Here is a 25,906-nt window from a genome sequence, read left to right as displayed (position 1 = left end):
TTGATACAGAGCCACTGTCAGCGGTCGGTCATATTCACATTGAGTGCGTCGTAAGTGCGGTTTTCCGGCGGGCGGATCACATAATTGTTACTGTGCGTCTGTCCGGGAATGGACTTGGGTGTGCTGAAGCGAAACTCTACCGGTATTTCCGAACGCCCGAGATCTGTCCGGCCGTCGCCCGGCTGCAGCGCCAGGGGGTCCAGATAGAAGTCATCGTTGCCCGCCGGCTGCACTGGAACACCCTCAGCTGGAGCCGCCAAGCCACCTTCAATTACCGTATCAGACAAGACGTCTTCGGCAATGGAGCGGAAGCGGATGGTTTCCAGCGTTGAACGTTGCTCCACCTCAAATACCAGACTGTCGCCAGGGCTGGTCTGCGCGCTTGCCGATCCTGCTACCATGATCAGGAAAGCCGCCGGGGTAATCCGGAGGCGTATCAATTCAGATGATCTGGCAATACGATGCAAGATATTCATGGACTCAATCCTGATCTGCGACACGCCTTCTCCGAAAGCTGTCAATTTTTGATCAGTTTATCCCCAAGCCAGTCGTATTTCTCAGCTGATTGACCGTTTTGTGACAACTTTCACCAGTGCGAGCCATCGAACACTGGAATTCGCATACCATGCAACACAGGAGCAGCCTTGAAAACACCGCTTATCACCCGACAGGGCTACGACGACCTGCAGAAAGAACTCGATGAACTCTGGCGATTCGAGCGCCCGGAGATCACGAAGAAGGTCACCTGGGCTGCCAGCCTGGGTGACCGCAGTGAGAACGCAGACTACCAGTACAACAAAAAGCGGCTCCGGGAAATCGACCGACGGGTTCGGTATCTGAGGCGTTGTCTGGAAAACCTGAAGGTGGTTGATCAACGCCCGGAGCAAGAGGGGAAGATTTTTTTCGGTGCCTGGGTAGAAATCGAAAACGATGACGGCAAAATCCTGAAGTTCAGAATCGTTGGCTACGACGAGATTTTCAACCGAACCGATTATATTTCCATCGATTCTCCGATGGCCCGCGCCCTGCTGAAAAAGGAAGTGGGCGACGAAGCCGAGGTGAGAACCGAAGCGGGGACAACCACTTGGTATATCAATGCTATTGAATACCAGGCATAAAAAAACCCCGTAAGAACGGGGTAAGGCTAGCGCTGTGCTGGAGGAAGAAACAAGCGGCTATTGGTGCTTGCCTCTATCTACAATATCCATTCTCCACACCCGGTATTACCGCGCCCTTACCGATGAATTACCTTTTGGTCAGGGTAAGTCGGGCGGCCCTGGCTGGAAATTAGGTTGTACACTCTAGGGAACGCCGATAGTTTTCATGAATCGAATCTTATATACGCTTCCAGCTACGGAGATAGCAGCATGAACACACAGAAGCTCTTGAATATGGCACTTGAAGGCGTCGATGCCTTGGGCTTTCGCCTCGATCAGATGGGTATTACCGGAAAGGTTAACCGCCACAATATTGCGGCTTTCCTGATGTCAGAGCAGAAGCATCTCGAAGGGGAGTGGGACAGCATTCAGGTTCGTCTCAACCTTCGCCGTTCACAGTTTGAGCGCATGACTCAGCAGCTTGAAACCCGCACAGATGCATTGATCGCTCCGGTGATGTCACAAGTCAACCGGTTCCGCCCGAGTCACTAAAGCTTCAGGCTCGACCGGTTTGGGCTGAGGCAGAAATGTCGCTATCGGCAGAACCTGCAGCCTGCTCAGCCTGAGTCGCTCTGATGCGCTTGCGTATGCCGGTAAATGCGGGCATGCGCACGGCTACCGTCAGGCCGGGTGGCACCTCTTCGGGATAAGTATCACTAAGCACAATACGGCTCTGGTGAATCTCGGCAACGGCACTCACCAGGCTGAGGCCCAAGCCGTTACCCGGCAATGAGCGGCTCTTGCCAACGCGGTAGAAACGCTGGAACACCTGATCTTTTTCATCGTCAGGTATGCCAATACCGCTGTCCCTGACTTCAAAAACGGCCTCCTCACCCTCTTTCCGCACCGCCACACCAATCGTGCCGTGCTCGGGCGTGTATTTGATAGCGTTATCAATCAGGTTGCTGATCATCTGGAAGAGCAAATCCCGGTCACCTTCAATGATGACTCCCGCTTCCAGCGACTGCTCAAACATCTGATCTTTGTCTTCAGACAATGCCTCATAGAGCTCACAGGCATCGGATACCAGCTCATCGAGGGCGACCTGCTTCATATCGGAAGAATTGCCTTTGGTTTCCAGGCGCGCGATACGCAACAGAGCATTAAACGTCGCCAGCAGCTGATCCGCCTCTGCAACAGCACGCCCGGCCTGCTCTCGAGCCTCATCGTTATCGACGGACATCAGGGTGTTTTCAAGCTGGTTGCGCAACCGCGTGAGAGGTGTTCGAAGGTCATGGGCGATACTGTCAGACACGTGCCGGATACCTTCCATCAGGTAAACAATCCGGTCCAGCATCTGGTTCAGGTTTTCCGCGAGCTGGTCAAAATCATCCTCTGTCCCACGAGTCGGAATGCGCAAGGAGAGGTGTCCGTTCATGATTCGCCGGGAGGTATTGTTGATGATTTCGATCCGGCGCGTTGTGCTCCGGCTCATCAGAAAGCCGCCAAGCAGCGCCAGTGCAAGGGTGATTCCCATGCCCCAATTAATAGCGGTTTCAATAACCCTTTTAAGGTTGGTCAGCTCGTCAACATCCCGGCCAACCAATAATCTCAGGCCGCCCTGAACCTCAAAAATACGGGCACGCGCCAAACGTTCCGATCCTGTCCACCCAACAGCCGAGCTAAGTGTAAAATTGATCCAGCCGCTTTCCGAACGGGAACCTTCCGGCCAAGTCTCTATGTTGCCAGCGAGCTTGAGGAAATCTTCGGTAGTCAGCAGGTAGATGGTTTTTGCATTGGGATCGCGGGCGACCCGCTCACGGATGATCGTGATCAGGCCGTTAACACCCCGCCCCCGGTATTGTTCCGCCAACCCGGCAATTTCCGCTTCAATGGTCTCGTCGGTCTGAGCGGTCATAAAGCCCGCTGTACGCCAGTAGATAAAGGCCAGCAACAGAAACACCGAGGTGGCAAACACCACCATGTACAGCAGGGCAAGCTGGAAGGACGACGTCCTGAGCTGGCTAAGCAGTTTCACGTAGCATGTACCCTGCACCACGAATGGTTTGCAGTAGGGGCGTCTCGAATTCCTTATCGATCTTTGCCCGGAGACGGCTGATGTGCACGTCGATCACGTTGGTCTGGGGATCAAAATGATAGTCCCAGACCTTCTCCAGCAGCATGGTCCGGGTGACCACTTGGCCGGCATTGCGCATCAGATATTCCAGCAACCGGAACTCCCGGGGCTGAACATCAATATTCTGACCCGAGCGCTTTACCGTCCGGGCAAGCAGATCCATTTCCAGATCGGCCACCCGCAGCACGGTTTCGGTTTCCGCAGACTGGCGGTTCCGACGTACCAGCGACTCAATCCTCGCAAGAAGCTCGGTGAAAGAGAAGGGCTTGGTCAGATAATCGTCGCCGCCGCCCCGCAGGCCTTCAACGCGATCGTCGACATCACCCAGGGCGCTCAGGATCAGCACCGGTACCTGGTTTCCCGTGGCACGAACCGTCTTGATGATCGAGAGACCATCCATGCCTGGAAGCATGCGGTCAACAATCATGATGTCGTATTCTTCACTGGCGGCCATCATCATGCCGTCTTTGCCGTCGGCAGCGTGATCTACCACGAAGTCTGATTCCTTCAGCCCTTTAACAAGATAATTTGCTACGTCCTGATCGTCTTCGATTACCAGCGCTTTCACCGGATCCCCTCCTGATAGCGGATTACATTAACAACAGAGTACGAATAACTCGGGACACCGGCCAGTTACGATCTTGTAAGAGGGTGTCGCCAATGGCGACGGTCAGTTTTATGCAGGCAGCCAATGAAGGCTTTCTGCAGTGGTACCCGAGGGCCGGTATTCCGCGCTTACCCAGCCGTCATAATCCATTTTATCTATCGCTGAGAAAATATTCGAAAAGTTAATCTCCCCTGTTCCCGGCTCATGCCGCCCCGGGTTATCCGCAAACTGAATGTGACCAATCCACGGCAACAGACACTCCATGGAACGTACGAGATCACCATGCATGATCTGCATGTGATAGATGTCGTACTGCAAGCGAAGATTATCGGCATCAATTTCCTCGATCAGCGCAATGACCTTACCGGATGTGTCGAGGAAGAATCTGGGCATATCGACTCGCGAATTGATGGCTTCCAGGCACAAGGTAATCCCCTCATCCGCCAGCTTTTCAGCCGCCCACCCAATATTGGCCACCAGCGTCTTCCAGGCCGTGTCTTCATCCAGCTCCGTCGGCTTCAGCCCGGCCAGGCAATTCAGCTGCGTGCAACCCAGCTCCCGGGCGTACTCGATGGCCTGGTCCACTCCGGCGCGGAACTCATCAACCCGGTCCGGCAGGCAGGCAATACCACGCTCACCGGCATCCCAGTCACCCGGGGGCAGATTGAACAGAACCTGAATAAGGCCATTGTCTTTCAGCGCACTACTGAGCACTTCCTTGGGCCAATCGTAGGGAAAAAGATACTCCACCCCGGTAAACCCTGCTTCAGCAGCTTTGCCAAAACGCTCGGTAAACGGCACTTCGGTAAACAGCATCGACAGATTGGCAGCGAAACGCGGCATGGCCAATTACTCCTTGGGGCCCGGGCCAGTGGCACCGAGGCGGGTTCCGTTAATATGCTCCAACTCCAGCAACAAACCGCTGTGATCAGCATCACTGTGGCCATTAGCGACCAAAGACAGATATTCATTATGCACCTGTTGCGACAGTGGCAACGTTAGCCCCTCTGCCCGAGCCTCATCCAGAATCATACGCAGATCCTTCAACTGGATTCGGGCAGGCGCCCCGGGTGCAAAATCCCGGTCAATCATGCGCTGACCGTGCAACTCCAGAATCCGGCTGCCGGCAAAGCCACCCATCAGCGCCTCGCGCACCGCTGCCGGATCAGCGCCGCCCTTGGCGGCCAGCAACAGGGCTTCAGACACCGCCCCAATGGTAATTCCCACAATCGCCTGGTTCGCCAGCTTGGCAAGCTGCCCGGCCCCCACAGGGCCGATCCTCGTGCATTTGCCCAACACCTCAAACACCGGCCGAGCCCGGGACACATCGTCCTCCGAACCACCAGCCATGATGCTCAAGCGTGCTTCCTGGGCACCCAGGGTGCCACCGGAAACCGGCGCATCCACATAACCTACGCCTTTTTCGGCCGCAAGAGCAGCGTGACAGCGGGCGACCGACGGCTGAACGGAGCTCATATCAATCACCAGAGCTCCCGGCTTCAGGGCTTCCATAGCTCCGCTTGCAACCAGCACTTGTTCCACCACATCGCTGTTTTCCAGCATGGTAATCACAACATCTGCGCTTCGCACGGCATCTGCAGGGGCGTCGGCAACTGTTGCTTCACTGGCAAACGGCTCGCACTTGCTGGTCGTGCGGTTCCACAAGGTCATCGGAAAGCCTGCATCGAGCAGGTTACGGGTCATGGGGGTGCCCATCAGGCCAATGCCGAGAAATGCGATCTGAGGGAGTTTTCTTGTCATGTTAGCGGTCTCGACTTCAAGTATCGGGAAGAAACGATTGGGCAGGCCTTTCCAAAACCGTGCGGAGCCAGGGATGGCGGAGCCGAGCGTACACGGACGTATTCACAGCGTGTTTTGGAAAGGCCTGCCCAATCGTTTCGTGCACCAAACTATAAGCCACAGACGAGACAAACAAAAACGCCACCAACCTGAACGGTGGTGGCGTTTTCAGAACACTTACGCGTGAACGACCAGATCAGGCAGCTTCAACCATCTGCAACCGGATCTTCTTCATCGCATTCTTCTCAAGCTGGCGAATGCGCTCAGCAGAGATGCCGTACTTGTCGGCCAACTGATGAAGCGTTGCCTTGCTTTCAGATAACCAGCGCTCACGCAGGATATCCTGACTGCGCTCATCAAGCATTTCCAACGCTTCCATCAGGCGCCCGTTGGAATCCTCCGTCCAGTCCGAATTTTCAAGCTGGACAGCCGGATCGCTGCGACGATCTTCGAGATAATACGCCGGTGCTTTATAAGCGCTGTCTTCGTCATCATCCATGGGACCATCAAATGCGGTGTCATGGGAAGACAACCGACCTTCCATTTCACGCACGACTCTTGGTTCAACACCCAGATCTTCAGCTACTGCGTGCAGCTCATCGTGGCTCAACCAGGCCAGCTTTTTCTTCTGGCTGCGCAGATTGAAAAACAGTTTGCGCTGGGACTTGGTGGTGGCCACTTTCACGATGCGCCAGTTGCGCAGAATAAACTCGTGAATTTCCGCCTTGATCCAGTGCACGGCAAAGGAAACCAGTCGGACACCGTATTCGGGATTGAAACGTTTAACGGCCTTCATCAGGCCCACGTTGCCTTCCTGGATCAGGTCTGCCTGCGCCAAGCCGTAGCCTGAATAGCTGCGAGCAATGTGAATAACAAAACGCAGGTGCGACAGTACCATCTGACGGGCCGCGTCTACGTCTTCATCGTAGTGAAGACGCTCAGCCAGTTCCCGCTCTTCATCCACGGTAAGTACCGGGATGCGGCTCGCGGCCTGGATGTAAGCCTCGAGATTGGCGCCCGGAACCAGTCTTTCAATGAGCTGTAAGCTCGTACCCATGCTTTATCCTCCGAACCTGACGACCGCATAATATATACGAATAAAACTTAGACCGCCACGAACCTTAAAAGTTCCAGAATTATCCAATATTACGTTTTAAATCAACAAAATGGATAATTCTCCCTGACTTTTTCTGCCAATAAAGCTAACTCGCAATGCACCCCGGTGACAATACGGTTTTACCGCAATCCGGACCACTAGCCACCGGCAATTTCGCCCGGCTCAATATCACTCAGATGGCGCTTTACCGCAACCCAGGCGCCGAGCCAGCCTAGCAGCATCGCCGCAATAATCAATGCGAGCGCACCGTCAATACTCAGGCCGCTGAGTGAAAAATCACTGCGATACAGCCCGGCAAGACGCTCAACAGGCCCACTCAGCCACCACAGCGAAAGTTGCAGCAATATCCAGGCAACAACGCCACCGCCCAGCCCAAACCAGGCGCCGGTGTACAAAAACGGCCGACGCACAAAGCCATCGGTGCCACCAACCAGCTTGGCCACCAGAATCTCATCCCGACGACTCTCGATAGACAACCTTACGGTATTGCCGATTACCAGCACCACGGCCACAGCCAGCAAGATGGCAAGTGCCCATACGGCTCGTGCAAGCAACTCTGTCATGGCATTGAGGCGCTGCAGCCAGCCAAGATCCACTTGAACCCGCTCGACCGAATCCATACCTTCAATAAAGGTGACCAGCGCTGCGACACCATCTGCAGACCGGGCATTCTCCTCAGGCGTGATCAACAGCGTGTGGGGCAAAGGATTTTCTTCCAGATAATCCAGCGCGTCATCAAGCCCCGACGATGCCCGGAACTCTGCCAGCGCCCGGTCCCGGTCTACCAGCTCCAGCTCTGCCACGCGGCCGTCTGACTCGATTTCGCTGGCCAGCTTTCGGGTCGTCTCAAGACTGGCATCCAGATCCATATAAGCGGTCACACGGGCACTGCTTTCCCACCCGGCGCTCACGCCTTGAAGACTGGTTAATAACAGCAGGAGCGCGACCGGCAAAGCCAGTGCAACGCCCATAACAGCCCAGGTCATCAGGCTTGCCACCGGCGTTCGCCACAGTCGGCCTGCGCTGTCGCGGGCTACTTTCCGGTGGTGCATGAAATAAGATTCTGCCTGTTCTCGCCACGGCGAGCGGGATACTTTAGCACCCCGAGCAGGATCAGGCTTGCGGGATCTGGATGAAGGGTCAGCGGCCACTTGAACCTCCCTGTAACGGCGAACCGCCGGCAATCAGATTGCCATGATCCAGAGTCAGCGTGCGCCTGCCCATTTCGTTGATCAGCGCGAGGTCGTGACTGGCAATCAGCACGGTCACACCTACTTGGCTGAACTGGGCAAACAGATTCATGATATCGGCAGACAGTTTCGGGTCGAGGTTACCCGTAGGCTCATCCGCCAGCAGCAGGGGCGGTTTGTTTACCACCGCACGGGCGATACCCACGCGCTGCTGCTCACCACCGGAAAGCTGCAAAGGATTCATTTTTTCCTTGCTGAGCAAGCCGACTTTGTCCAACGCCGCTCGCACCCGCCGGCCCATGTCACGTGGAGAGGCGCCCATCACTTCCAGCGGCATGGCAACGTTATCAAACACGGTGCGATCGAAAAGCAGCTGGTGATTCTGGAACACCACACCAATATGCCTGCGAATATAAGGGATTTGTCGCCTCGGCAGACGATTGAGCACCTGGCCACCCACGACAACTTCGCCAGCACTGGGTCGCTCCATAACCATAAGGAGCTTCAGCAAGGTACTTTTGCCGGCCCCAGAGTGCCCTGTCAGAAACGCCAGTTCTCCGCGATCCAGGTGAAAATTCACCTGGCGCAGTGCGGTATGGTCACTGTCATACCGCTTGGTAACCTGACGAAATTCGATCATGGCGGGCTACTGCTCCAAAAAACCGGATTATTCAGCAAACAGGGCGTCTACAAACGTTTCCGCATCGAAGCTGCGCAGGTCGTCCACCTGCTCGCCAACACCGATAAAACGAATGGGAAGCTGCAACTGGCGGGCGATGGCGAACACGATACCGCCTTTCGCAGTGCCGTCCAGTTTCGTTAAGGTAATACCGCTCACGCCAACAGCTTTCTGGAATACCTGAGCCTGGCTCAGGGCGTTTTGCCCGGTGCCGGCGTCCAGCACCAACATCACTTCATGGGGCGCAGAGTCGTCCAACTTTTTCATAACCCGGACGACCTTTTCCAGCTCACCCATCAGGTTATCCTTGTTTTGCAGTCGGCCTGCCGTATCGGCAATCACCACGTCCACGCCACGGGACTTACCCGACTGGATCGCATCAAAGATCACCGATGCGCTGTCTGCACCTGTGTGCTGAGCAACCACTGGAACGTTGTTGCGCTCCCCCCATACCTGCAACTGTTCGACGGCAGCCGCACGGAACGTGTCACCGGCCGCCAACATGACGGACTTGCCTTCGCCCTGAAACTTCTTGGTGAGTTTACCGATGGTGGTGGTCTTGCCAACACCATTTACGCCGACCATGAGGATTACATAGGGCATTTTCGTTGAATCAATCGTTAGCGGTTTGGTGACGTCCCTGAGCAGGCCATGCAGTTCGTCACGCAAGGCTTTGCGCAACGCCTCGCCATCCTTGAGCTGATTGCGCTGGAGCTTGTCTGTAAGAGACTCAATGATTTCCGAGGTTGCGGTTACGCCCACATCTGCCATCAACAACGTGGTTTCAATTTCTTCCAGCAGCTCTTCGTCAATTTTTTTACCGGCGGAGAACATGTCCGTCAAACCGCCGGTCAGGCTTGCACGGGTTTTACCCAAGCCTTGTTTGATACGCTCAAACACACTGACCGAAGGCGCAGATTCCGGAACCTTTTCAGGCTCTGGCACAGCATCCAGCTCAGCGACTGCCGGTACTTCCGCGGCTGCCTCAGGTACGGACTCGGGAACCGCTTCTGTGGCTTTCTTCTCAACCGGTGCCTCAGGCGCAGGGCCTTTTACAGCTTCCGGCTTGCGCTGAGGAACAGGTTTGGGGCGCGGCACGCGGCGGCGGTTGCTGGCAATATCCAGCACGAACACGAGCACAAGAAGGGCCAGAAGGCCGACGGAAATCCACTCTGCCATCATAAAGTCATACCATCAGTCTGAATGGGCGGGACGAATAAAGCGCACATTCTAGCAGACTGTCCCAGGGAAGTGAGGATCGCGTGGATTATCACGGGGGGCCGGGTTTCCGCTAACATATACCCCACACAAGTGACCGCGACCCACATCCAGAGCCAACGACATGACGCGCAGAAAGTCCACAGGCCCTCGCCTGTCAAACAAGCCTTCCAAGGGAGCGACCAAAGGTCAAAGCCAAAATCAGGGTTCTGCAGGGGAGTTGCGCATTATCGGTGGTGACTGGCGTAGTCGAAAACTTCGCTTTCCTGACGCTGGGGGTGTGCGCCCAACGCCTGCCCGCACACGGGAAACGCTTTTTAACTGGCTTTCATTTCATATCGCGGGGAGTAACTGTCTGGACCTGTTTGCCGGCTCCGGCGCGCTGGGTCTGGAGGCACTTTCCAGGGGTGCTGCCCGGGCAACTCTGGTTGATAGCAGTGCGCCGCTGGCAACAGCACTGCGGGATAATCTGCGGATGCTGGGCTCAGAGTCGGGCACCGTGTCATGCACCAGTGTCGACACCTATCTCAGCCAACCAGCGCAGCAACCGTTCGATATTGTCTTCATGGACCCACCGTTCAGGAAGGGTTGGCTGACCACCCTGCTCCCACTGATTGATGTTCATGGCTGGATAAAACCCGGTGGCTGGGTCTATGTGGAGCACGAAAGTGACCTCCCGGCACCGACGGCACCCGCCAGTTGGCAACTGCACCGTCAGAAAACCGCCGGCCAGGTCACTTACTGTTTATTCCGGGTAGCTCAAGCAGCCGGGCGCAGCGAGTAAGCTCGCAAATGGCCTGCAAAGTCTTCCAGATACCGTATGCCACTGGCCTCAGCTTCTTTGCACCACTCCATCAATGCCTGCAATTTATCCTGGGGCTTGAGCCCACGCTGGCGCCAGAGAGCCTGTAACTCGTTGCTCTTCTCGTAAATCTGGCGCAAAACAGCGTTGCTCTCCAGAACGGACTCCAACGTCTCTTTTTCCCGGGGCTTTATCAGCGTTACTTCCCGTGACAAAAGCTGCTTGAGTTTTCGATACCGGGGGCGAATCTCCTCATCCATAAGACTCTTTTGCTGACGCAAAACCGGCTCCGTCACCCGCTTGCGGTACTGGCGCATAATATCGAAGCGGTTATTGGCAATGGCCTGCACGGTCTCCACATCCATGTCCTGCTTGCCAGGCACATAGTGGGCGATCGGGCGATACCCTTTGGGTTTGGCGAGACCGAACAACTGAAACAGGCGGATGTACCCCCAGCCGATGTCCACTTCGTACCAGCGACGCGAGAGCTTGGATGAATTCGGATAGGTATGGTGGTTGTTGTGGAGCTCTTCACCGCCAATAAGAAGCCCCAGCGGAGAAATATTGCGGGCGTTATCTGCGCACTCAAAATTGCGGTAGCCCACCCAGTGACCAACCCCGTTCACAACGCCGGCAGCCCAGAAGGGAATCCACGCCATCTGAACAGCCCATATCCAGATACCATGAACACCAAAGAGCGCCAGATTGATCACTGCCATCATCATAATGCCCAGCATTCTGTAGCGGCTGTACAGATTGCGCTCAACCCAGTCTTCCGGAGTGCGCTGACCGTAACGCTCAAGATTCTCCGGCGTTGCTGCGGAAGCATAGAGTTCGGCGCCTTCAAACAGCACTTTCTTTATTCCCAGTACCACCGGGCTGTGGGGATCCTCTGCGGTTTCGCACTTGGCGTGATGCTTGCGGTGGATCGCTGTCCATTCTTTGGTATTCTGCGCTGTGGTCAGCCACAACCAAAAGCGGAAGAAGTGCTTCAGTACAGGATGCAGATCCAGTGAGTTGTGAGCCGAATGACGATGCAGATAAAGCGTTACACTGATAATAGTGATGTGGGTCATACCCAGTACAACCAGAATGAGCTGCATCACCGACAGGTCAAGAAGACCGTTTAACCACATAGTTATTCCTCAAATCAAAATCCAAGGCGACCGAAAAAGCGCCACTCGTTGTACTTTAGCGTACAGGTGTTAGCCAGAACAACAGCCTTTCAAGGCAAATTTGTTACGCTTGAGACTTGTTGAACACAAAGCCTCTATTTAACTGACCGGAGACCGGCTGCGTGCCCGAATTACCCGAAGTTGAAACAACCCGGCGCGGCATTGCGCCCCACTGCGAAGGACAAACCATCGCCCGGATTGAAGTTCGCAACGGCAGCCTGCGCTGGCCGGTGCCCAGCGATCTTGCTGCACAAATGGAAGGCCAGATTATCCGCACGGTGGACCGGCGAGCAAAATACCTGTTTCTGAATCTGGACCATGGAACAGCCATCATTCATCTGGGCATGTCCGGTAGCCTTCGCATAATCACCGACAATAAGCCTGCGCTGACACACGATCACATCGATCTTGTGCTGCACTCCGGTGTTATTTTGCGCTTTAACGATCCGCGGCGGTTTGGCTGCTGGTTATGGTCTGATTCTGCAGCGGCACACCCGCTGATTGCCAACCTCGGGCCGGAGCCATTGTCACCAGAGTTCAGCGGGCGGATGCTGTTCCACTTGTCCCGAAGCAAAAACACGCCGGTAAAAGCCTTCATTATGGACAGCCATGTGGTTGTCGGCGTAGGGAACATCTATGCCAACGAAGCGCTGTTCAAAGCCGGCATTCACCCGCGGCGCAAGGCCGGCCGCATAAGCCTGGACCGTTACCAGCGCCTGGCAGAGGCTATCCGGGAAACCCTGAGCGCTGCGATTCTGATGGGCGGCACTACCCTGAGAGACTTCGTCAACAGCGACGGCAAGCCAGGCTATTTTGCCCAGTCCCTTCTGGTGTATGGGCAGGCCGGAAATCCGTGTTCCGAGTGCAAAACGCCACTGAAAGAAATCCGTATGAGTGGCCGATCCACAGTTTACTGCACCCGCTGTCAACGTTAGGCCGCAGTAACCCTCTGTCTGAACCGGTCATGACTGCACAATTTGCAACGAAAATTCGTTTGAAAATGCGCAAATATGATTCATAGTTAACAGAGGATTAATGCCCAATTGTTACAATAAGGGCCGATATGCCCGATACAAATCCGGTACTGGAACATACCGCCCAGTACCAACGGGGCCCAAAAGTTCAGGAGACAGACTAATGACCCGCAAGATTTCACGCACCCTTATGGCCACTGTGGCAGCCTGCCTGCTGGCTTTTTCATCCTTAGGCCACGCCCGCGCCGTTGACGAAAGCCCGTCTGCACTGGCTATGACAGGTGACGCCGTATTCGTACGCCCGGTGCTGCTGGCCACCACCATTGTGGGGAGCGTTGTCTACCTGGTGTCTCTGCCGTTCTCGCTGCTCGGTGGCAACGCTGAAGAGGCAGGAGAAGTTCTGGTCGTAGGCCCTGCGAAAGCAACCTTTGTGCGCTGCCTGGGCTGCACCAACTCCGGCCGGAAAACAGCGACGGTCGAGCAGACTGGCAACTGATCCCGGCCTGCAAGCTGGTCTTTGCATGACATCAGTATCATCCCGGCTTGTCTCACGCCGGGATCTGCGGCAGCCTGAGGAAAATTCTTCAGGCTGTTTTTGTTTATGATTAACTGGGCTTCCCTGGAAACCGTGTTCCTTGATATGGATGGAACACTGCTCGACCTGCACTTCGATAACCACTTCTGGCTGGAACACCTGCCCCGGCGCTATGCCGAGCAATACGACCTGCACCCGGTGGAAGCCAGAGACCAGTTGATCACCATGATCATGGCCGAAAAAGGCACGCTCAACTGGTATTGCACCGATTACTGGAGTGATCGCCTCGCCATGGACATCACAAGCCTTAAGTCCGAGGTCGGCGACCGGATTGGCTATCGCCCTCATGTTGCAAATTTCCTTCAGGCGCTCAAGAGTACCGGGCTGCAATCCGTCATCGTAACCAACTGCCACCCCGATCCTCTGGAACTTAAACTCCAGCGCACGGGCCTGGATAGCTTCGTAGATGGCATTGTCTCCAGCCACCAACTGGGCAGACCCAAAGAAGACATCACCTTCTGGAAGGATCTACAGCAACTGGCACCCTACCGAGCCGACGCCACCTTGATGGTGGATGACAGTTTCCCGGTACTGGAAAGCGCCCGCTCTGCCGGTATCGCCCAGTGTCTGGGCATTCTGGCGCCTGATAGCAAGCAAACCGCCCGGGAAACTCACCCGGAAATACCTTGCGTACATCACTTCGATGAAATTCTGGCGGAGATTCACCAGCAACGGCCCCTGCCATCTATAGGCTGAGAGCGCTATAATCCGGGCATACGCCCATCAGGTGAGGAGACATGGCGGCATCCACTTCGGACGATCAACGGGTAAGGCTCGACAAATGGCTCTGGGCTGCGCGCTTTTACAAGACACGTGCCCTGGCCAAAGAAGCGGTTGAAGGCGGCAAGGTTCATTATAATAGCCAGCGCTGCAAACCCGGTCGCCTGGTAGAGCCCGGCGCTACGCTCACCTTACGCCTCGGCATGCTGGAAAAGATCGTAGTCGTAGACGATGTAAGCGAGCGCCGACGCGGTGCGCCCGAGGCTCAAAAGCTTTACCACGAAACCGAAGACAGCGTGAAAAAACGGGAGGATCTCTCGTGGCAGCGGAAGACCATGCAAGCCGCTCAACTGCCACCAGCCCGGCGACCTTCCAAGAAAGACCGCCGCAACATTCAACGATTCCGTGATCAGAATGGCATCTGAGCCAAACCGCTCTGCCACTTGTTTCTGTCACCCATCGTTTCACGTACCGATTCAGACACCCAGTTTTCAGGAGAATCACCATGGCATCCCGCGACCAGTTTCAGCGTTTTATATTTGAGCACAGCCAGGTGCGCGGAGCCTGGGTAAAGCTTGACGAGAGCTACCGGGAAATTACCAGCCAGGCGCCCTACCCCGAATCCATTCGCGGCCTGCTAGGCGAAGCGCTTGTAGCCAGCATTGTGATGAGCAGCAGCCTTAAGTTTGAAGGCACCCTGTCCATTCAGGCCCAGGGTGAGGGGCCATTGCGAACGCTGATGGCGGAGTGCAGCCATGACCGGAAAATCCGAGGGCTGGCGCGATTTGACGAGCACGCAGTCAGCGAAGAAAGCTTCCACGACTTGTTGGGCGACGGGCGCATGGCTATTACCATTACGCCACAGCAAGGCAGCCGCTATCAGGGCGTTGTTCCCCGTGAGCGTGACAGCCTCGCAGGGTGTATTGAGGAGTACTTTGAACGCTCAGAGCAGATTCCGACCAGTCTGTTCCTGTTTTCCAGTGAGCACGGGGCCGCCGGACTCATGCTTCAGCGCCTGCCCGGAGCCACAGAAAAAGACGACGAGCTTTGGGAGCGGGTCAACCATCTTGCCCGAACCGTGAAAGCGGATGAGCTCTTGGAACTGGACAGCGAAACCCTGCTGCATCGGCTGTTCCATGAGGAAACCGTACGGCTTTTTGATGCCGAAGCCGTCGCTTTTCATTGTAGTTGTTCCGAAGAGAGAACGCTCAGTGCGCTTGAGGCCATTGGCAAAGAAGAGTGCTACAGCATATTGGAGGAACAGGGCGCCATCGACATGGACTGCCAGTTCTGCCACGCGCACTATCGCTTCGACAGGAATGATATTGATCATCTTTTCACTGGCCATACGTTACACTAGAAATGGTTTCGAATTCGCCCGGACGCCAGCAATCACGCGGCTTCTGGAGCAGTCGTTTTTTACCGGCGCCTCTGGCATAATAGCGCGCCTGAACTGATTCGATTGTTCAGTTTTCCGCCAATTTCCGGGGGGCGGCCTGAGCAATCACCAAGACATCCCGAGGGCGAGGTCGAAGTGAGCAACACTTATAATGATCTGAGTACAGCACAGCTGGTTGAGCAGGCACTGGCACGTAGCGAAGGCGAGCTGGCTTCCAATGGCTCACTGGTCGTGAAAACCGGTCATCGTACCGGCCGATCCCCTATGGATCGCTACATTGTGGAAGAGCCGAGCACGTCTGACGACATCCACTGGGGGCCGATTAACCGCCCGTTTGAGGCCGATAAATTCGATGCCTTGTGGGATCGTGTAGAAGCCTACATTGCTGAAAAAGACAGCTTTGTTTCCCTGGTTCACGTCGGTTCCGACCCCGAACACTACCTGCCGGTCAAAATGACTACCGAGACCGCCTGGCAAAACCTGTTTGGCCGCAACCTGTTCATTCGCCCGGAAAACTACAATCAGGCTGACAAACAGGAATGGCAGATTCTGAACGCTGCCAATTTTGAATGTGTGCCAGAGCGCGACGGCACCAACAGCAACGGATGTGTGATCATTAACTTTGCCCGTCGCAAAGTACTTCTGGCCGGCATGCATTACGCAGGTGAGATGAAAAAAGCCATGTTCTCCGTGCAGAACTTCCTGCTGCCGGAAAAAGACGTACTTCCGATGCACTGCTCAGCTAACGTGGGCGAAGATGGCGAGACCTGCCTGTTCTTTGGCCTCTCCGGCACAGGCAAAACCACACTCTCCGCTGATCCGCACCGCTTCCTGATTGGTGATGACGAGCACGGTTGGGGCCCAGGCACTGTCTTCAACATCGAAGGTGGCTGTTACGCCAAGTGCATCGACCTGAGCAAGAAGAACGAACCGATTATCTGGGACGCTATACGTTTCGGCGCTATCGTTGAAAACGTAACCATTGATCCGCAGACCCGCGAGCCGGATTACAACGACGTATCCCTGACCGAAAACTCCCGCTGCGCCTATCCGCTTGAGCACGTGGAAAAACGTGTGCTTGAAAACCGTGCCGGCGAGCCATCCCACATCGTTTTCCTGACATGCGATATGACCGGCGTACTGCCGCCCGTGTCGATCCTGAGCCGTGAAGGCGCGGCCTACCACTTCCTTAGCGGCTACACCGCGTTGGTTGGCTCCACTGAGATGGGCTCATCTTCCAAACTGAAGTCCACGTTCTCTACCTGCTTTGGCGCCCCCTTCTTCCCGCGTCCAGCGGGCGTTTACGCTGAACTGCTTATGAAGCGTATCGACGAGTACGGCAGCAAGGTCTTCCTGGTCAACACCGGCTGGACCGGTGGTCCACACGGCGAAGGTACTCGTTTCAGTATCCCGACGACTCGCGCGATTATCAGCGCGATTCAGAACGGCGATCTGGACGATGTGGAAACCGAGCACCTGGCAGCTCTGAACGTAGATGTTCCCAAGCACATTCCTGGTGTAGACGCCGGGCTGCTGAACCCGCGTAAAACATGGGCCAGCGCTGACCACTACGATGAGAAAGCCAAAGAGCTGATCAGTCAGTTCGTCGAGAACTTCAAGAAATTTGATGTCTCCGACGCAATAGTAGAGGCCGGCCCGAAACTCTGAGCCTGCCTTCTACAAAAAAGCGCCCTGCGAAAGCACGGCGCTTTTTTTGTACCCGAATCAACACTTTCCTCATTCCACCGGGAGCACAGCCCACCGAGCCTTGTCATCTGATTGATCGCCCGTTGTTGGTTTTGCGGCTATGCTTGTTCACAAACCGCCCGCACATTGCACCCGGCGGCGTATTTCAGTGAGCAAGCTTGGTGGAGGTAGAACTTGGCTGACAATAAAACTGTGACCGTCCTGTACGACGAGAGGGTGCTTGCCCATTTTCCCGATACCAACTCAGAGTTCCTGCCAGGCAGGCTGGATAAACGAGTTCGTGCAATTCTGTCGGGATTGAAGGTGCAATGGAAATATCCCGAGCACCCCGGTCGCCTGACCGCCATCATGGACCTGCTGGCAAGGGAGCCGATTCCCGGCGTACAGGTTGTCGGCGGGCAGAAAGCAACCCGGGACCAGCTGGCACGGGTTCATACCACCGGTTTTCTGGATCAGATTTTTGAACTGCGCAATCAAAGCGCTTGGTTGGACGTAGACACCACGGCTGTCTCACCGGGCAGCGTTGAAGCGGCGGAAGTAGCCGCTGGCACCGCCATTGCCGCTGTTGAAACGGTCATGAAAGGTGAAAGCCACAGCGCGTTTGCGCTTGTACGCCCGCCGGGGCATCACGCCGAGCCCACCCGTGCGCGGGGCTTTTGCCTTTTTAACAATGTTGCTGTGGCCGCGGCCCACGCCCAGGCCGAGCTCGGATGCCAGCGAGTCCTGATTATTGATTGGGATGCCCATCACGGCAATGGTACTCAGGATATTTTCTGGGCCGACCCGGATGTCCTGTTTTTCGATCTGCACCGGGCCTCACCCTTCTACCCCGGTAGTGGCGCGCTCACAGATACCGGGGCGGGCCTGGGTGAAGGTACCATCGTCAACGTTCCCATGGCTGGTGGTGCGGGCGATGCAGCGTACCTGAAAGCGCTGAGGGAAATCCTGGTGCCTGCTGCAGACCATTTCAAACCCGACTTGATCTTGGTCTCCGCAGGCTTCGACGCACACTCTTTTGATCTCGCCCTCAACGTCACCTATGAAGGTTTTGCCTCAATGACCGGCGTTGTGCAGCAGATTGCGGATAAACACTGTAATGGCCGCTTGGCCATGATTCTTGAAGGTGGCTACAACACCGAATCCTTGTCCAAAAGCGTGCATTCAGTCCTGCGCGTACTGGCCGGCGCTGAGCCGCCGGAACCCAGAGTCTCCGGTATGGAGGAAGTCGATATCGCCATCGACTTTCACAAAGGCGCTTTCGAGCCGGACTGAACCCTCTCAGGCGTAAAACAGCAAAGGCACAAACGCGACCAGAATCAGTGAAATTCCCATAGCAATCAGTGGCATGATGATACGCTCATGGCGCTGGTAAAAGGTACCGGTTTCCTGCTGTGCGGCCAGCACCTCGGCCTCCCCCACCACCTGGCGCGCCAGCAGGTGGTTCAGAGCAACCGGCGGACTCAGGTAGCCGAGCTCGAAAGCCACGAGCGTTACCATCCAAAAATGGATGGGATGAATACCGCTGGAATAAGCAATTGTTGCCACCGTTGCAGTAACCAGAATTACGGCACCGAAGGCGTCCATGATCATCCCCAGAATAACCAGAATAACCACCATCAGCACCATCGCAGACCAGGCGCTGTCAAAGGCCTGCGGAAAGCTCTGCATGATCTGGGACCGCTCAATTACGCCACCGATGCTCACCGACAGGCCCAGTAGCAATAACAATGCACCAATTTCTGCCGTGGTGTCGTTGGTGGCTCCGCGCAGGCTGTGTTCCAGGCCCTGGTGGTTCAGCTCGCCGGAGGCTCTGCCCTTTCGGTTTTTCAGGCTAATGTGCTCATAAAGCAGAATGGCCAACATGATGACTGGCAATAGCCTGGGTGCCGAAAACTCGTCCATGTGCACATCCAGCGCATAGCGATAAAACAATACAACAGCAGCCATCACCAGTACGTAAGGAATCAGCGGGCGGAATGCCTGAAGCATAGCCGGCAAAGCCTGGGATGCCGGCGCCATATTAAACTTGCTCTGGCGGTTTACGGTGAGCGTGACCAGAGTAAACATGGCAGCGGTCAGCACAAACACCCAGATACCCCACCCGAAGAGATCGTCGGTGGTGACTTCCCGGTTGAGGTACGCGATAACGACAACCAAAAGGCACGGTCGCAACACCACACCGAGCGAGCCGGACATGGCAGTGGCCGCAAGTGCCAGTTGCCTGCGGGCGCCAGCAGCCCGCAGCTCACTGTAGATAACCGCACCGGCAGCAATCACGAAAATCCCCGAGGCACCGGTATAAGCAGTCGGAATAGCAGCTACCAGCACGGCAACCACAGCCAGCAGTTCCGGCGGCATGCGCCAAGGCCGGAACAGATTGAACACCAGCGTCGCCAGCCGCGTCTGCTTAAGCATCATGCCAACCCAAACGTACAAACCCACGTTCAGGAACATGTCCGCCAGCTCCATCATTTTGCCCAGATAGATTCCGATACCCGAGGCATGCCCAATCAGAGCGAAATAACTTCCCGAAATCAGACACATAACGGTGTACAGGGGCACTGACAAAAATGCCTTGTTCGGATTTCCGCCGGGAACCAGGTCCGGCGGTACACGCAGCAGCCGGTAGATGCTGGCCAGGGTCAGGCAGGCAAACCCGGTAATCCAGAAGTTGTGGAGCAGGAGCTCATCGGAGGAAATCGTTGTTTCAGCGCCCATACTGGATTGCCGGAAGATCAGGCTCGAACCCAGCAACATCGCGTTAGCAACGGTTTGCAAGGTGTGGGAGACGGTGTAATCCAGACGCGTCTCCATGGGTCGCATGGCGATATGGTGACGGGTAAGGGTTGCGGTGCCTGCGCACAGCATGACCAACAGCACCAGAATGTAACGCTGGGACTCAAGGCCAAACGCGATCAGGTCAGCCACGAACAGCTCCACCACACGGTAGACTTTTACACCCGGCGTAAGTTGCCCCTGAAGGGCATCATAACTTTGGTGTGCGGTTTTGCAGTCGGATACCGAGCGCTCAATGGCCAGCCGTACATCAGCGGGATCTTTTTCCTGAGCTCCCAGCAAGGCCGCCATAGGGTCGTCTTCAGCGGGCGCCTGGGCGAGCTCCCGAGCAACAGCTGCTTCAATATCCCGCTCGGGATTACATGTTGGAGCAACAGGATCCATGCGAAGCTTGTAATAGCCGCTCCAGAGCTGCTCGCCGCCCCGCAGCATCTGGTTGTGGATATCGCTGCTTGTCGAGAAAAGAACCACAGACAGCAACAGCAGACACGCGGGCAGCGATGAAAACCACTCCAGACCGCTACGACGAAAACCACCCTTGAACATAACCGGATACTCTATTTAGATGCTCTGAAACGTTGGCGGATTAAAGCAGATCATCCAGGTCCATGGTCTCGACTTCTTTGCGCTGGTCGTCCCAGAAGGTGCCCAGTTGTCCTAGCGGTGTGCGATGGCCGGTATTCTCTACCCACAAACGATCGGATATTGCGACGATCATATTGGTAGCCATGGCGTCCACAAAAGCCCAGTCTTCATTGGCAAGGCGCGCTTCAAGCGAGTCTGCGTGCTGACGAACCACCGCCTTCACCATTGCCTCATCACCTTTGTTGGTGGCGGCAATTGCGTGGAAAACATGGCTCAGACGCACACCTGCCTCTTCGCCCTGACGGTCGGTCATAGACAGTCGTTCAAAGGCATCCTCACCTTCCGGCAGCGCGCCGGGCATCATGGCCCATACCGTCGCTTTCAGTGCCATGGGCGCACCCCACCACTTGTCATTTTCAAGGCAACTTGAGGCTCGCGCGACCACCGAACCCACGTTCTTGGGAACACCTGCGGATGAAGTAGACTGGATCTCCGCGTTAAGCGCCTGCAAACCTGAAAGCAGGCCGGCAAGGTAGATAAACTCGTCCAAATCGTCGTCAAAATCCGGGCATACACCTGTGCCAGGTTCTCCGTAATAGGTGTTGTGATACTCCCAGGATTTCAGATAACGCCTGGACGCCAGGGCGTAAGCCCTCTTTTGGCGGATCATGGCGTCTTCAGCAGCATTACCTTTTCGTTCGTACATGGCTGCCAACGCTGCCAGCTCATGCTCACGACCCTTCTCTTCGGCACATCCTCCGGCAGAGAGGTAAAGCACTACGGCCAGCTGATCCGGCTCGCTGGTCACACGACCAAAAGACATGAGCAGCGGCGCGGTGGCCTCACTCATGGCGCAACCCATGGCCAGATCACCGCTGGCCATCAGGTAAGGTATGGTGTGCTCACGGGAAAACCCCTGCATTACATCACCCGTGGTTTTGTACATCATGTTGTTGACTGCGCTACAACCTGACAGAACCGCTCCAAAAGCCAGAGCAACAGCAAAGCCCCTGAACCGGGCTGCCGAACACATAGTTGCTTTCCCGAGAGACTGGAGGCGGGCGCTACCCCGGACGGAAGACTTTGCGAATCGCATTCCGGAATACATCATGGTTTCTGCACCTTCTAAACGTTTTGCATTATTGTTCTGAACGCGCGCTCATCGCGCTTGGTTGTGCTGGAAATTGTTACAAACTGTAACCAGTGCGGCATTATGGCTTAGAGCGACCGTAGTTTTTGAGACAGGCACCGCAAATGACGCCTGTGTACACAGTTTTAACCGCACCGGGATTTGCACAAAGCGCAGCAAAGCACTATAGATTGAGGCAGCCGCACGCCAGCCTGGCTGCGACTCCCCTGGACAAAAACAAAAAGGAATACTCAATGCGCAAACCTGAACTCGCTGCCACTATCGCCGAACGTACTGGCCTAACCCGCGAAAAAGCCAGCGAGGTGATCACCGCCTTTACAGATCAGATTTCAGCGGCCGCTGCGCGGGGTGAGGACACGACCCTGATTGGCTTCGGCACCTTTAACATCCGTGCCCGCGAAGCACGGGATGGCAGAAACCCTCAAACCGGAGCGTCTATCCGCATTCCCGCCAGCAAAACCGTGGGCTTTAAAGCCGGCAAGGCATTCAAAGACGCGTTCCGCTGAGCAAAATCCCGCCCGATCTCACGGGTGGGTTTTTTGAACTGCATCGCTGAGGATCAGTTGCCAGCCACTGAAGCGCACTCGGAACGAGTTGCGTCCACACGACAGCGAATAGCTTTCATAAGCTTGATTGCTCGCTCGTCGTAAATCCCGTCTTCGAGCAATGACAAGCGCACCTTACGTAGCATCTTGTCGTACTCGGCCGTGTCTTCCTGTGGCAAATTCATCCAAACGGCTTCCGGTATCCCGGCTTCTGCCTGGGCGATAATTTCGTAGGCTTCGTCGAGGCGTTTGATGGATTCATCACGCACCATCTGGCCCGCAGATTCCGGGAAACGGTCGCGGTGAATAATGACCTGGAAATTCATATACCCAAGCGCATACTTCACAACGGCACCATCAGGCTCAACGCCCTTGTAAAGCTCCAGAGGGGTATAGGCAACGGCCGGTGCGTAAGCGAGATCGACACTGCCGTTGTTGAACTTACCGGCAAAGTTGGCGGAATTGGAACCCACTACCGATGCGCCCACATGTCGCACCATTCGCACAGAGGCCTGGTCGTAATCGAGCGTTGCGATGCGCTTGCCCTGAAGTTTCTCGACGGAATCGATGCTGCGATCACGGGTATGTAGGTATATTGCGCCTCCCGGGAATACACCGGCCACTTCGTATTGGCCATCAATCAGCAGTGGGCGGGCCTTAGGCTGGCTAAGGGTGTTATAAAGCAAACGCATTTCTTCTTCGCCGGGTACAGCGCCCATGGCCTCCAGACTACCGGTAAACTTGTTGAATTCGCGGGCGCGAGTGCCGGTGAGCAGCACGGCGTCGCACTGGCCGGCCTTGAAGTCTTCGGCGGCAACCTTTTCATCGGTGTAGGCGCTAAGATTGAGCTTGATACCACTTTTAAGCGCAACTGGCTGAAACGTTTTCGTGATCGCAAACAGTGGCCCGCTGGCTCCTACCGGATCAAACACACAAAAGCTTCTCTCCAGAATGTCGGCGCCGGCTTCAGCATTTGTCTGTGCGTGCCCGAGCGAGGGCAAAGAAAGGCTGACGCAAAAAGTAGCCGCCAAGGCCACCCGATGCGGGAAGGTTATTGGTTTCACGGGATGACTCCTGAATTATTATTGTCTGGCCGCAGCACTTGTCATTTCGTCGGCCGTGTCACATTTCGTTGTGCCAACGGTATGCCGGCAGGCATAAGAATACGTTGGCACAGGCACCCTGTTTCAAGAGTTTTTAGGCAACATGCGGGATTATGTGATGGCGTCGACAGAGGCTGAACCACCTCTGCCGCATTTTCGAGAGGATTTACGGCGTCAGGCGCTGACCCAGGCTTCTTGCCCCTCCACCAGCGTTAATCGAACAACGCCTGCCAAGGCTTGGCCAATCACCGGCGCATGCCTACCGGCGGAGATCAGAGACTGGTCATCAGGCGTCCAGTGCGCTTTGGGGTCGAACACGCAGAGGTCAGCGATGTCGTCATGACCAATCGAGGCCACCCGGCCAATCACCGATGCCGGGCCCGAGGTAAGCCCACGAACCAGATCTGAAAGTGCTAATTCACCGCGCTTTACCAGACTGAGACCCAGTGAAAGCACGCTCTCTATACTCGAAAGGCCGGGCTCGGTCGCAGGCAATGGCGCCTGTTTCGCAGCGCTGTCATGGGGCAGGTGTTGACTCACGATCGCATCGATTACCCCCTCGCGAACGCCGGCAACCAGAGCCTTGCGATCCGCTTCCGAGCGCAGTGGCGGACGCAAATGAAAGCGGCTGTCGAAGCCCGCCAGTGCGTCTTCTGTGAAGACAAGCTGGTGCATGGCTACGTCGGCCGTCACAGCAATTCCACGGCGGCGCGCATCGGCGATCATTTCGACACTGCGGCCGCACGAAAGTTGGCTAAGGTGCAGGCGCACGCCGGTTTCTTCCGCCAGCAGCAGCATTTCCATGACCGACGCCGTTTCTGCCACTTCCGGAATACCCAGCAGACCGAGCCGGGACGTCACCAAGCCATCATGTGCATAACCGTCTGCAGCCAGAGACTGGTTTTCCGGGCGGAACATGATGGTAAGACCAAAGGTTTGTGCGTACGCCATGCAGCGGCGCAATATTCGCGCATTGCGCACTCCACGGGATCCGTTGCCTACGGCAATACAACCGGCGGCGGTAAGGCCCGCCATATCGCTGAGCATTTCCCCTTCCAGGCCCCGGGTCAGCGCTCCTACCGGCAATACCCGGATGGGAGAATCGGTAACTGCTGCGTCGCGGATAAGATGGGTGACCGCCCTCGAATCATTAACTGGTGAGGTTTCGGGCGAGGCACATACCGTCGTGAAGCCGCCCTTGGCCGCAGCGCGGGTTTCCGAGGCAATGTTCCCCTTCTGGCCATTGCCTGGCTCCCGCAGATTGCAGTAAAGATCCACAAACCCAGGAGTGATGAAACAGCCGTCTGCATTAAACGTCTGGTCCGCTTCAGCATGCCTGGCCGCCTCACCGGTAGCAGCAATGCGCCCACCACGTATCAGCAGGGCAATGTTTGATGTTTCAACGCCGTGGCCATCCAGTAGTTGCCCTCCGGTAATTTTCAGGCTGACACCGGAGGATCGCTCGTTACCACTCATGCCTGGCCCCGCTCAGTCAATTCAGTCAGTTTTTGCTGGCGCTCAGCCACCTGCCCACCCATCGCCATGGACATCACCGCCATACGAATGGCAATACCATTGGTCACCTGATTCAGAATGACCGATTGTGGGCCATCCGCGACAGAGGACTCGATTTCGACACCGCGATTGATCGGCCCCGGATGCATCACTATGCATTCCGGATGCGCCAGGGCGAGCTTGTCCTGACTCAACCCGTAAAGCCGGTAAAACTCACGTTCGCTCGGCAATAGCGCACCCTCCATTCGCTCCTTTTGCAGACGTAGCATAATCACTACATCCAGATCCTTCATGCCTCTGGCCATGTCATATTCCACAGTGCAACCGAGGCTCTCAACATCGCGCGGTAACAGCGTTCCGGGCGCAATAATCCGGATCTGTTCAGCGCCCAGTTCATTCAACGCACGGATCTGGGAGCGAGCAACCCGCGAGTGCAGGACATCCCCCACTATGGCAACTTTGAGGCCTTCGAAAGCGCCCTTGTGCTGGCGGATGGTAAGCATATCGAGCATGGCTTGGGTGGGGTGGGCATGGCGGCCGTCACCGGCGTTGATAATAGCGACCCCGGGGGTAACACTCTCAGCGATAAAATGTGGCGCCCCGCTTTGGGCATGGCGCACCACAAACATATCGCTGGCCATAGCTTCGAGGTTCAAAAGGGTATCTGAGAGCGATTCGCCCTTGGACGTAGCAGAGGTATTGATATCGAGATTGAGCACATCCGCAGAAAGCCGTTTGGCGGCAAGCTCAAACGTGCTGCGAGTGCGGGTACTGGACTCAAAGAAAAGGTTAACCACCGTTCGCCCCCTCAGCAGAGGCACTTTCTTTATGCGTCGCTCACCCACTTCAATAAACGAGTCGGCGGTATCAAGAATGTCAGTCAGTAGATCCCGGCCCAAGCCATCAAGCGTCAGAAAATGCCGCAACTGGCCGTCCCGGGTGAGCTGCAAATGATTGGGGGAAGCTGCGTTTGCGATCATGGCGTGCCTGCTGTC

26 protein-coding genes are annotated in these 25,906 nt (G+C 55.9%); 11 read left to right on the top strand and 15 right to left on the bottom strand.

The features are described from left to right. Positions 1-17 precede the first annotated feature (17 nt). The gene (locus FFI90_RS08540; RefSeq protein ID WP_342779359.1) at positions 18-476 is read right to left on the bottom strand and encodes a hypothetical protein; all 459 of its coding nucleotides are present in this window, start codon (positions 474-476) and stop codon (positions 18-20) included. Between the two features lie 168 nt (positions 477-644). On the opposite strand from FFI90_RS08540, the gene greB reads away from it, so the two are divergent. After that, complete coding sequence (greB, locus tag FFI90_RS08535) at positions 645-1,118, top strand: transcription elongation factor GreB (protein WP_144777598.1); 474 nt, start codon at positions 645-647, stop codon at positions 1,116-1,118. Positions 1,119-1,367: 249 nt separating this feature from the next. Further along, positions 1,368-1,649 (top strand): hypothetical protein, encoded by a 282-nt coding sequence (locus tag FFI90_RS08530; protein ID WP_144777596.1) that lies wholly within the window; start codon positions 1,368-1,370, stop codon positions 1,647-1,649. 4 nt (positions 1,650-1,653) lie between these two features. Here FFI90_RS08530 and FFI90_RS08525 read toward each other — a convergent pair whose 3' ends face one another. From FFI90_RS08525 to ftsY, 8 genes are all read right to left on the bottom strand, one after another. After that, positions 1,654-3,135, bottom strand: a complete 1,482-nt coding sequence (locus FFI90_RS08525) for a HAMP domain-containing sensor histidine kinase (RefSeq protein WP_144777595.1) — start codon at positions 3,133-3,135, stop codon at positions 1,654-1,656. Continuing rightward, positions 3,122-3,802, bottom strand: a complete 681-nt coding sequence (locus FFI90_RS08520) for a winged helix-turn-helix domain-containing protein (RefSeq protein ID WP_113816488.1) — start codon at positions 3,800-3,802, stop codon at positions 3,122-3,124. Before FFI90_RS08520 ends, FFI90_RS08525 begins: the two co-directional genes overlap by 14 nt. A 108-nt stretch (positions 3,803-3,910) precedes the next feature. Then, complete coding sequence (gene hyi / locus FFI90_RS08515; RefSeq protein ID WP_144777593.1) at positions 3,911-4,684, bottom strand: hydroxypyruvate isomerase; 774 nt, start codon at positions 4,682-4,684, stop codon at positions 3,911-3,913. Positions 4,685-4,690: 6 nt separating this feature from the next. After that, on the bottom strand, positions 4,691-5,602 hold the full coding sequence (locus tag FFI90_RS08510) for an NAD(P)-dependent oxidoreductase (protein ID WP_144777591.1): 912 nt from the start codon (positions 5,600-5,602) through the stop codon (positions 4,691-4,693). Positions 5,603-5,837: 235 nt separating this feature from the next. Beyond that, positions 5,838-6,698, bottom strand: a complete 861-nt coding sequence (rpoH, locus tag FFI90_RS08505) for an RNA polymerase sigma factor RpoH (RefSeq protein ID WP_144777589.1) — start codon at positions 6,696-6,698, stop codon at positions 5,838-5,840. Positions 6,699-6,895: 197 nt separating this feature from the next. After that, the gene (gene ftsX / locus FFI90_RS08500) at positions 6,896-7,909 is read right to left on the bottom strand and encodes a permease-like cell division protein FtsX (protein ID WP_144777587.1); all 1,014 of its coding nucleotides are present in this window, start codon (positions 7,907-7,909) and stop codon (positions 6,896-6,898) included. Then, the gene (gene ftsE, locus FFI90_RS08495) at positions 7,899-8,588 is read right to left on the bottom strand and encodes a cell division ATP-binding protein FtsE (protein ID WP_144777585.1); all 690 of its coding nucleotides are present in this window, start codon (positions 8,586-8,588) and stop codon (positions 7,899-7,901) included. Before ftsE ends, ftsX begins: the two co-directional genes overlap by 11 nt. Before the next feature lie 27 nt (positions 8,589-8,615). Next, positions 8,616-9,809: a signal recognition particle-docking protein FtsY gene (gene ftsY / locus FFI90_RS08490; RefSeq protein WP_144777583.1), complete on the bottom strand. Its 1,194-nt coding sequence runs from the start codon at positions 9,807-9,809 to the stop codon at positions 8,616-8,618. A 160-nt stretch (positions 9,810-9,969) separates the two neighbouring features. Between ftsY and rsmD the strand changes: the two genes are divergently transcribed. Beyond that, positions 9,970-10,629, top strand: coding sequence for a 16S rRNA (guanine(966)-N(2))-methyltransferase RsmD (gene rsmD, locus FFI90_RS08485; protein ID WP_144777581.1), 660 nt, complete (start codon positions 9,970-9,972; stop codon positions 10,627-10,629). On the opposite strand, the gene FFI90_RS08480 is transcribed toward rsmD, so the two are convergent. Beyond that, a complete protein-coding gene (locus FFI90_RS08480) occupies positions 10,605-11,783 on the bottom strand; it encodes a DesA family fatty acid desaturase (protein WP_144777579.1) in 1,179 nt (392 codons plus the stop codon). The two genes, rsmD and FFI90_RS08480, sit on opposite strands and share 25 nt — an antisense overlap. 161 nt (positions 11,784-11,944) lie before the next feature. Here FFI90_RS08480 and mutM point away from each other — a divergent pair, with 161 nt between their 5' ends. From mutM to FFI90_RS08445, 7 genes are all read left to right on the top strand, one after another. Continuing rightward, on the top strand, positions 11,945-12,757 hold the full coding sequence (mutM, locus tag FFI90_RS08475) for a bifunctional DNA-formamidopyrimidine glycosylase/DNA-(apurinic or apyrimidinic site) lyase (RefSeq protein ID WP_144777577.1): 813 nt from the start codon (positions 11,945-11,947) through the stop codon (positions 12,755-12,757). A gap of 202 nt (positions 12,758-12,959) precedes the next feature. Continuing rightward, positions 12,960-13,292, top strand: coding sequence for a hypothetical protein (locus FFI90_RS08470; RefSeq protein WP_144777575.1), 333 nt, complete (start codon positions 12,960-12,962; stop codon positions 13,290-13,292). Between the two features lie 105 nt (positions 13,293-13,397). After that, positions 13,398-14,087, top strand: a complete 690-nt coding sequence (gene yrfG / locus FFI90_RS08465) for a GMP/IMP nucleotidase (protein ID WP_144777573.1) — start codon at positions 13,398-13,400, stop codon at positions 14,085-14,087. Positions 14,088-14,128: 41 nt separating this feature from the next. Further along, a complete protein-coding gene (gene hslR, locus FFI90_RS08460) occupies positions 14,129-14,536 on the top strand; it encodes a ribosome-associated heat shock protein Hsp15 (RefSeq protein ID WP_144777571.1) in 408 nt (135 codons plus the stop codon). An 80-nt stretch (positions 14,537-14,616) separates the two neighbouring features. Continuing rightward, positions 14,617-15,471, top strand: a complete 855-nt coding sequence (gene hslO, locus FFI90_RS08455) for an Hsp33 family molecular chaperone HslO (protein WP_144777570.1) — start codon at positions 14,617-14,619, stop codon at positions 15,469-15,471. A gap of 174 nt (positions 15,472-15,645) precedes the next feature. Beyond that, on the top strand, positions 15,646-17,178 hold the full coding sequence (locus FFI90_RS08450) for a phosphoenolpyruvate carboxykinase (protein WP_144777568.1): 1,533 nt from the start codon (positions 15,646-15,648) through the stop codon (positions 17,176-17,178). A 213-nt stretch (positions 17,179-17,391) separates the two neighbouring features. Continuing rightward, a complete protein-coding gene (locus tag FFI90_RS08445) occupies positions 17,392-18,489 on the top strand; it encodes a histone deacetylase family protein (protein ID WP_144777566.1) in 1,098 nt (365 codons plus the stop codon). A gap of 6 nt (positions 18,490-18,495) precedes the next feature. Here the strand turns inward: FFI90_RS08445 and FFI90_RS08440 are convergent, their stop codons facing one another. Then, positions 18,496-20,559 carry a TRAP transporter large permease subunit gene (locus tag FFI90_RS08440; RefSeq protein ID WP_144777564.1) on the bottom strand — a complete coding sequence of 688 codons (2,064 nt, stop codon included), beginning with the start codon at positions 20,557-20,559 and terminating at the stop codon, positions 18,496-18,498. A 40-nt stretch (positions 20,560-20,599) separates the two neighbouring features. Next, positions 20,600-21,631 carry a hypothetical protein gene (locus FFI90_RS08435; RefSeq protein WP_246123444.1) on the bottom strand — a complete coding sequence of 344 codons (1,032 nt, stop codon included), beginning with the start codon at positions 21,629-21,631 and terminating at the stop codon, positions 20,600-20,602. Between the two features lie 350 nt (positions 21,632-21,981). Here FFI90_RS08435 and FFI90_RS08430 point away from each other — a divergent pair, with 350 nt between their 5' ends. Continuing rightward, entirely contained in the window at positions 21,982-22,254 is a 273-nt protein-coding gene (locus FFI90_RS08430; protein ID WP_144777562.1) for an HU family DNA-binding protein, read from the top strand. 53 nt (positions 22,255-22,307) lie between these two features. Here the strand turns inward: FFI90_RS08430 and FFI90_RS08425 are convergent, their stop codons facing one another. The 3 genes from FFI90_RS08425 to FFI90_RS08415 form a co-directional block, all read right to left on the bottom strand. Continuing rightward, on the bottom strand, positions 22,308-23,357 hold the full coding sequence (locus FFI90_RS08425; protein WP_144777560.1) for a putative solute-binding protein: 1,050 nt from the start codon (positions 23,355-23,357) through the stop codon (positions 22,308-22,310). A gap of 213 nt (positions 23,358-23,570) precedes the next feature. Then, complete coding sequence (locus FFI90_RS08420; RefSeq protein ID WP_144777558.1) at positions 23,571-24,872, bottom strand: dihydroorotase; 1,302 nt, start codon at positions 24,870-24,872, stop codon at positions 23,571-23,573. Further along, positions 24,869-25,891, bottom strand: coding sequence for an aspartate carbamoyltransferase catalytic subunit (locus tag FFI90_RS08415; RefSeq protein ID WP_144777556.1), 1,023 nt, complete (start codon positions 25,889-25,891; stop codon positions 24,869-24,871). Before FFI90_RS08415 ends, FFI90_RS08420 begins: the two co-directional genes overlap by 4 nt. Positions 25,892-25,906 lie beyond the last annotated feature (15 nt).

Source organism: Marinobacter maritimus (genome assembly GCF_007671675.1).
Classification (GTDB): domain Bacteria; phylum Pseudomonadota; class Gammaproteobacteria; order Pseudomonadales; family Oleiphilaceae; genus Marinobacter; species Marinobacter maritimus.
Note: the sequence above shows the minus strand (reverse complement) of the source record. Positions and strands in the feature narration are given on the sequence as shown.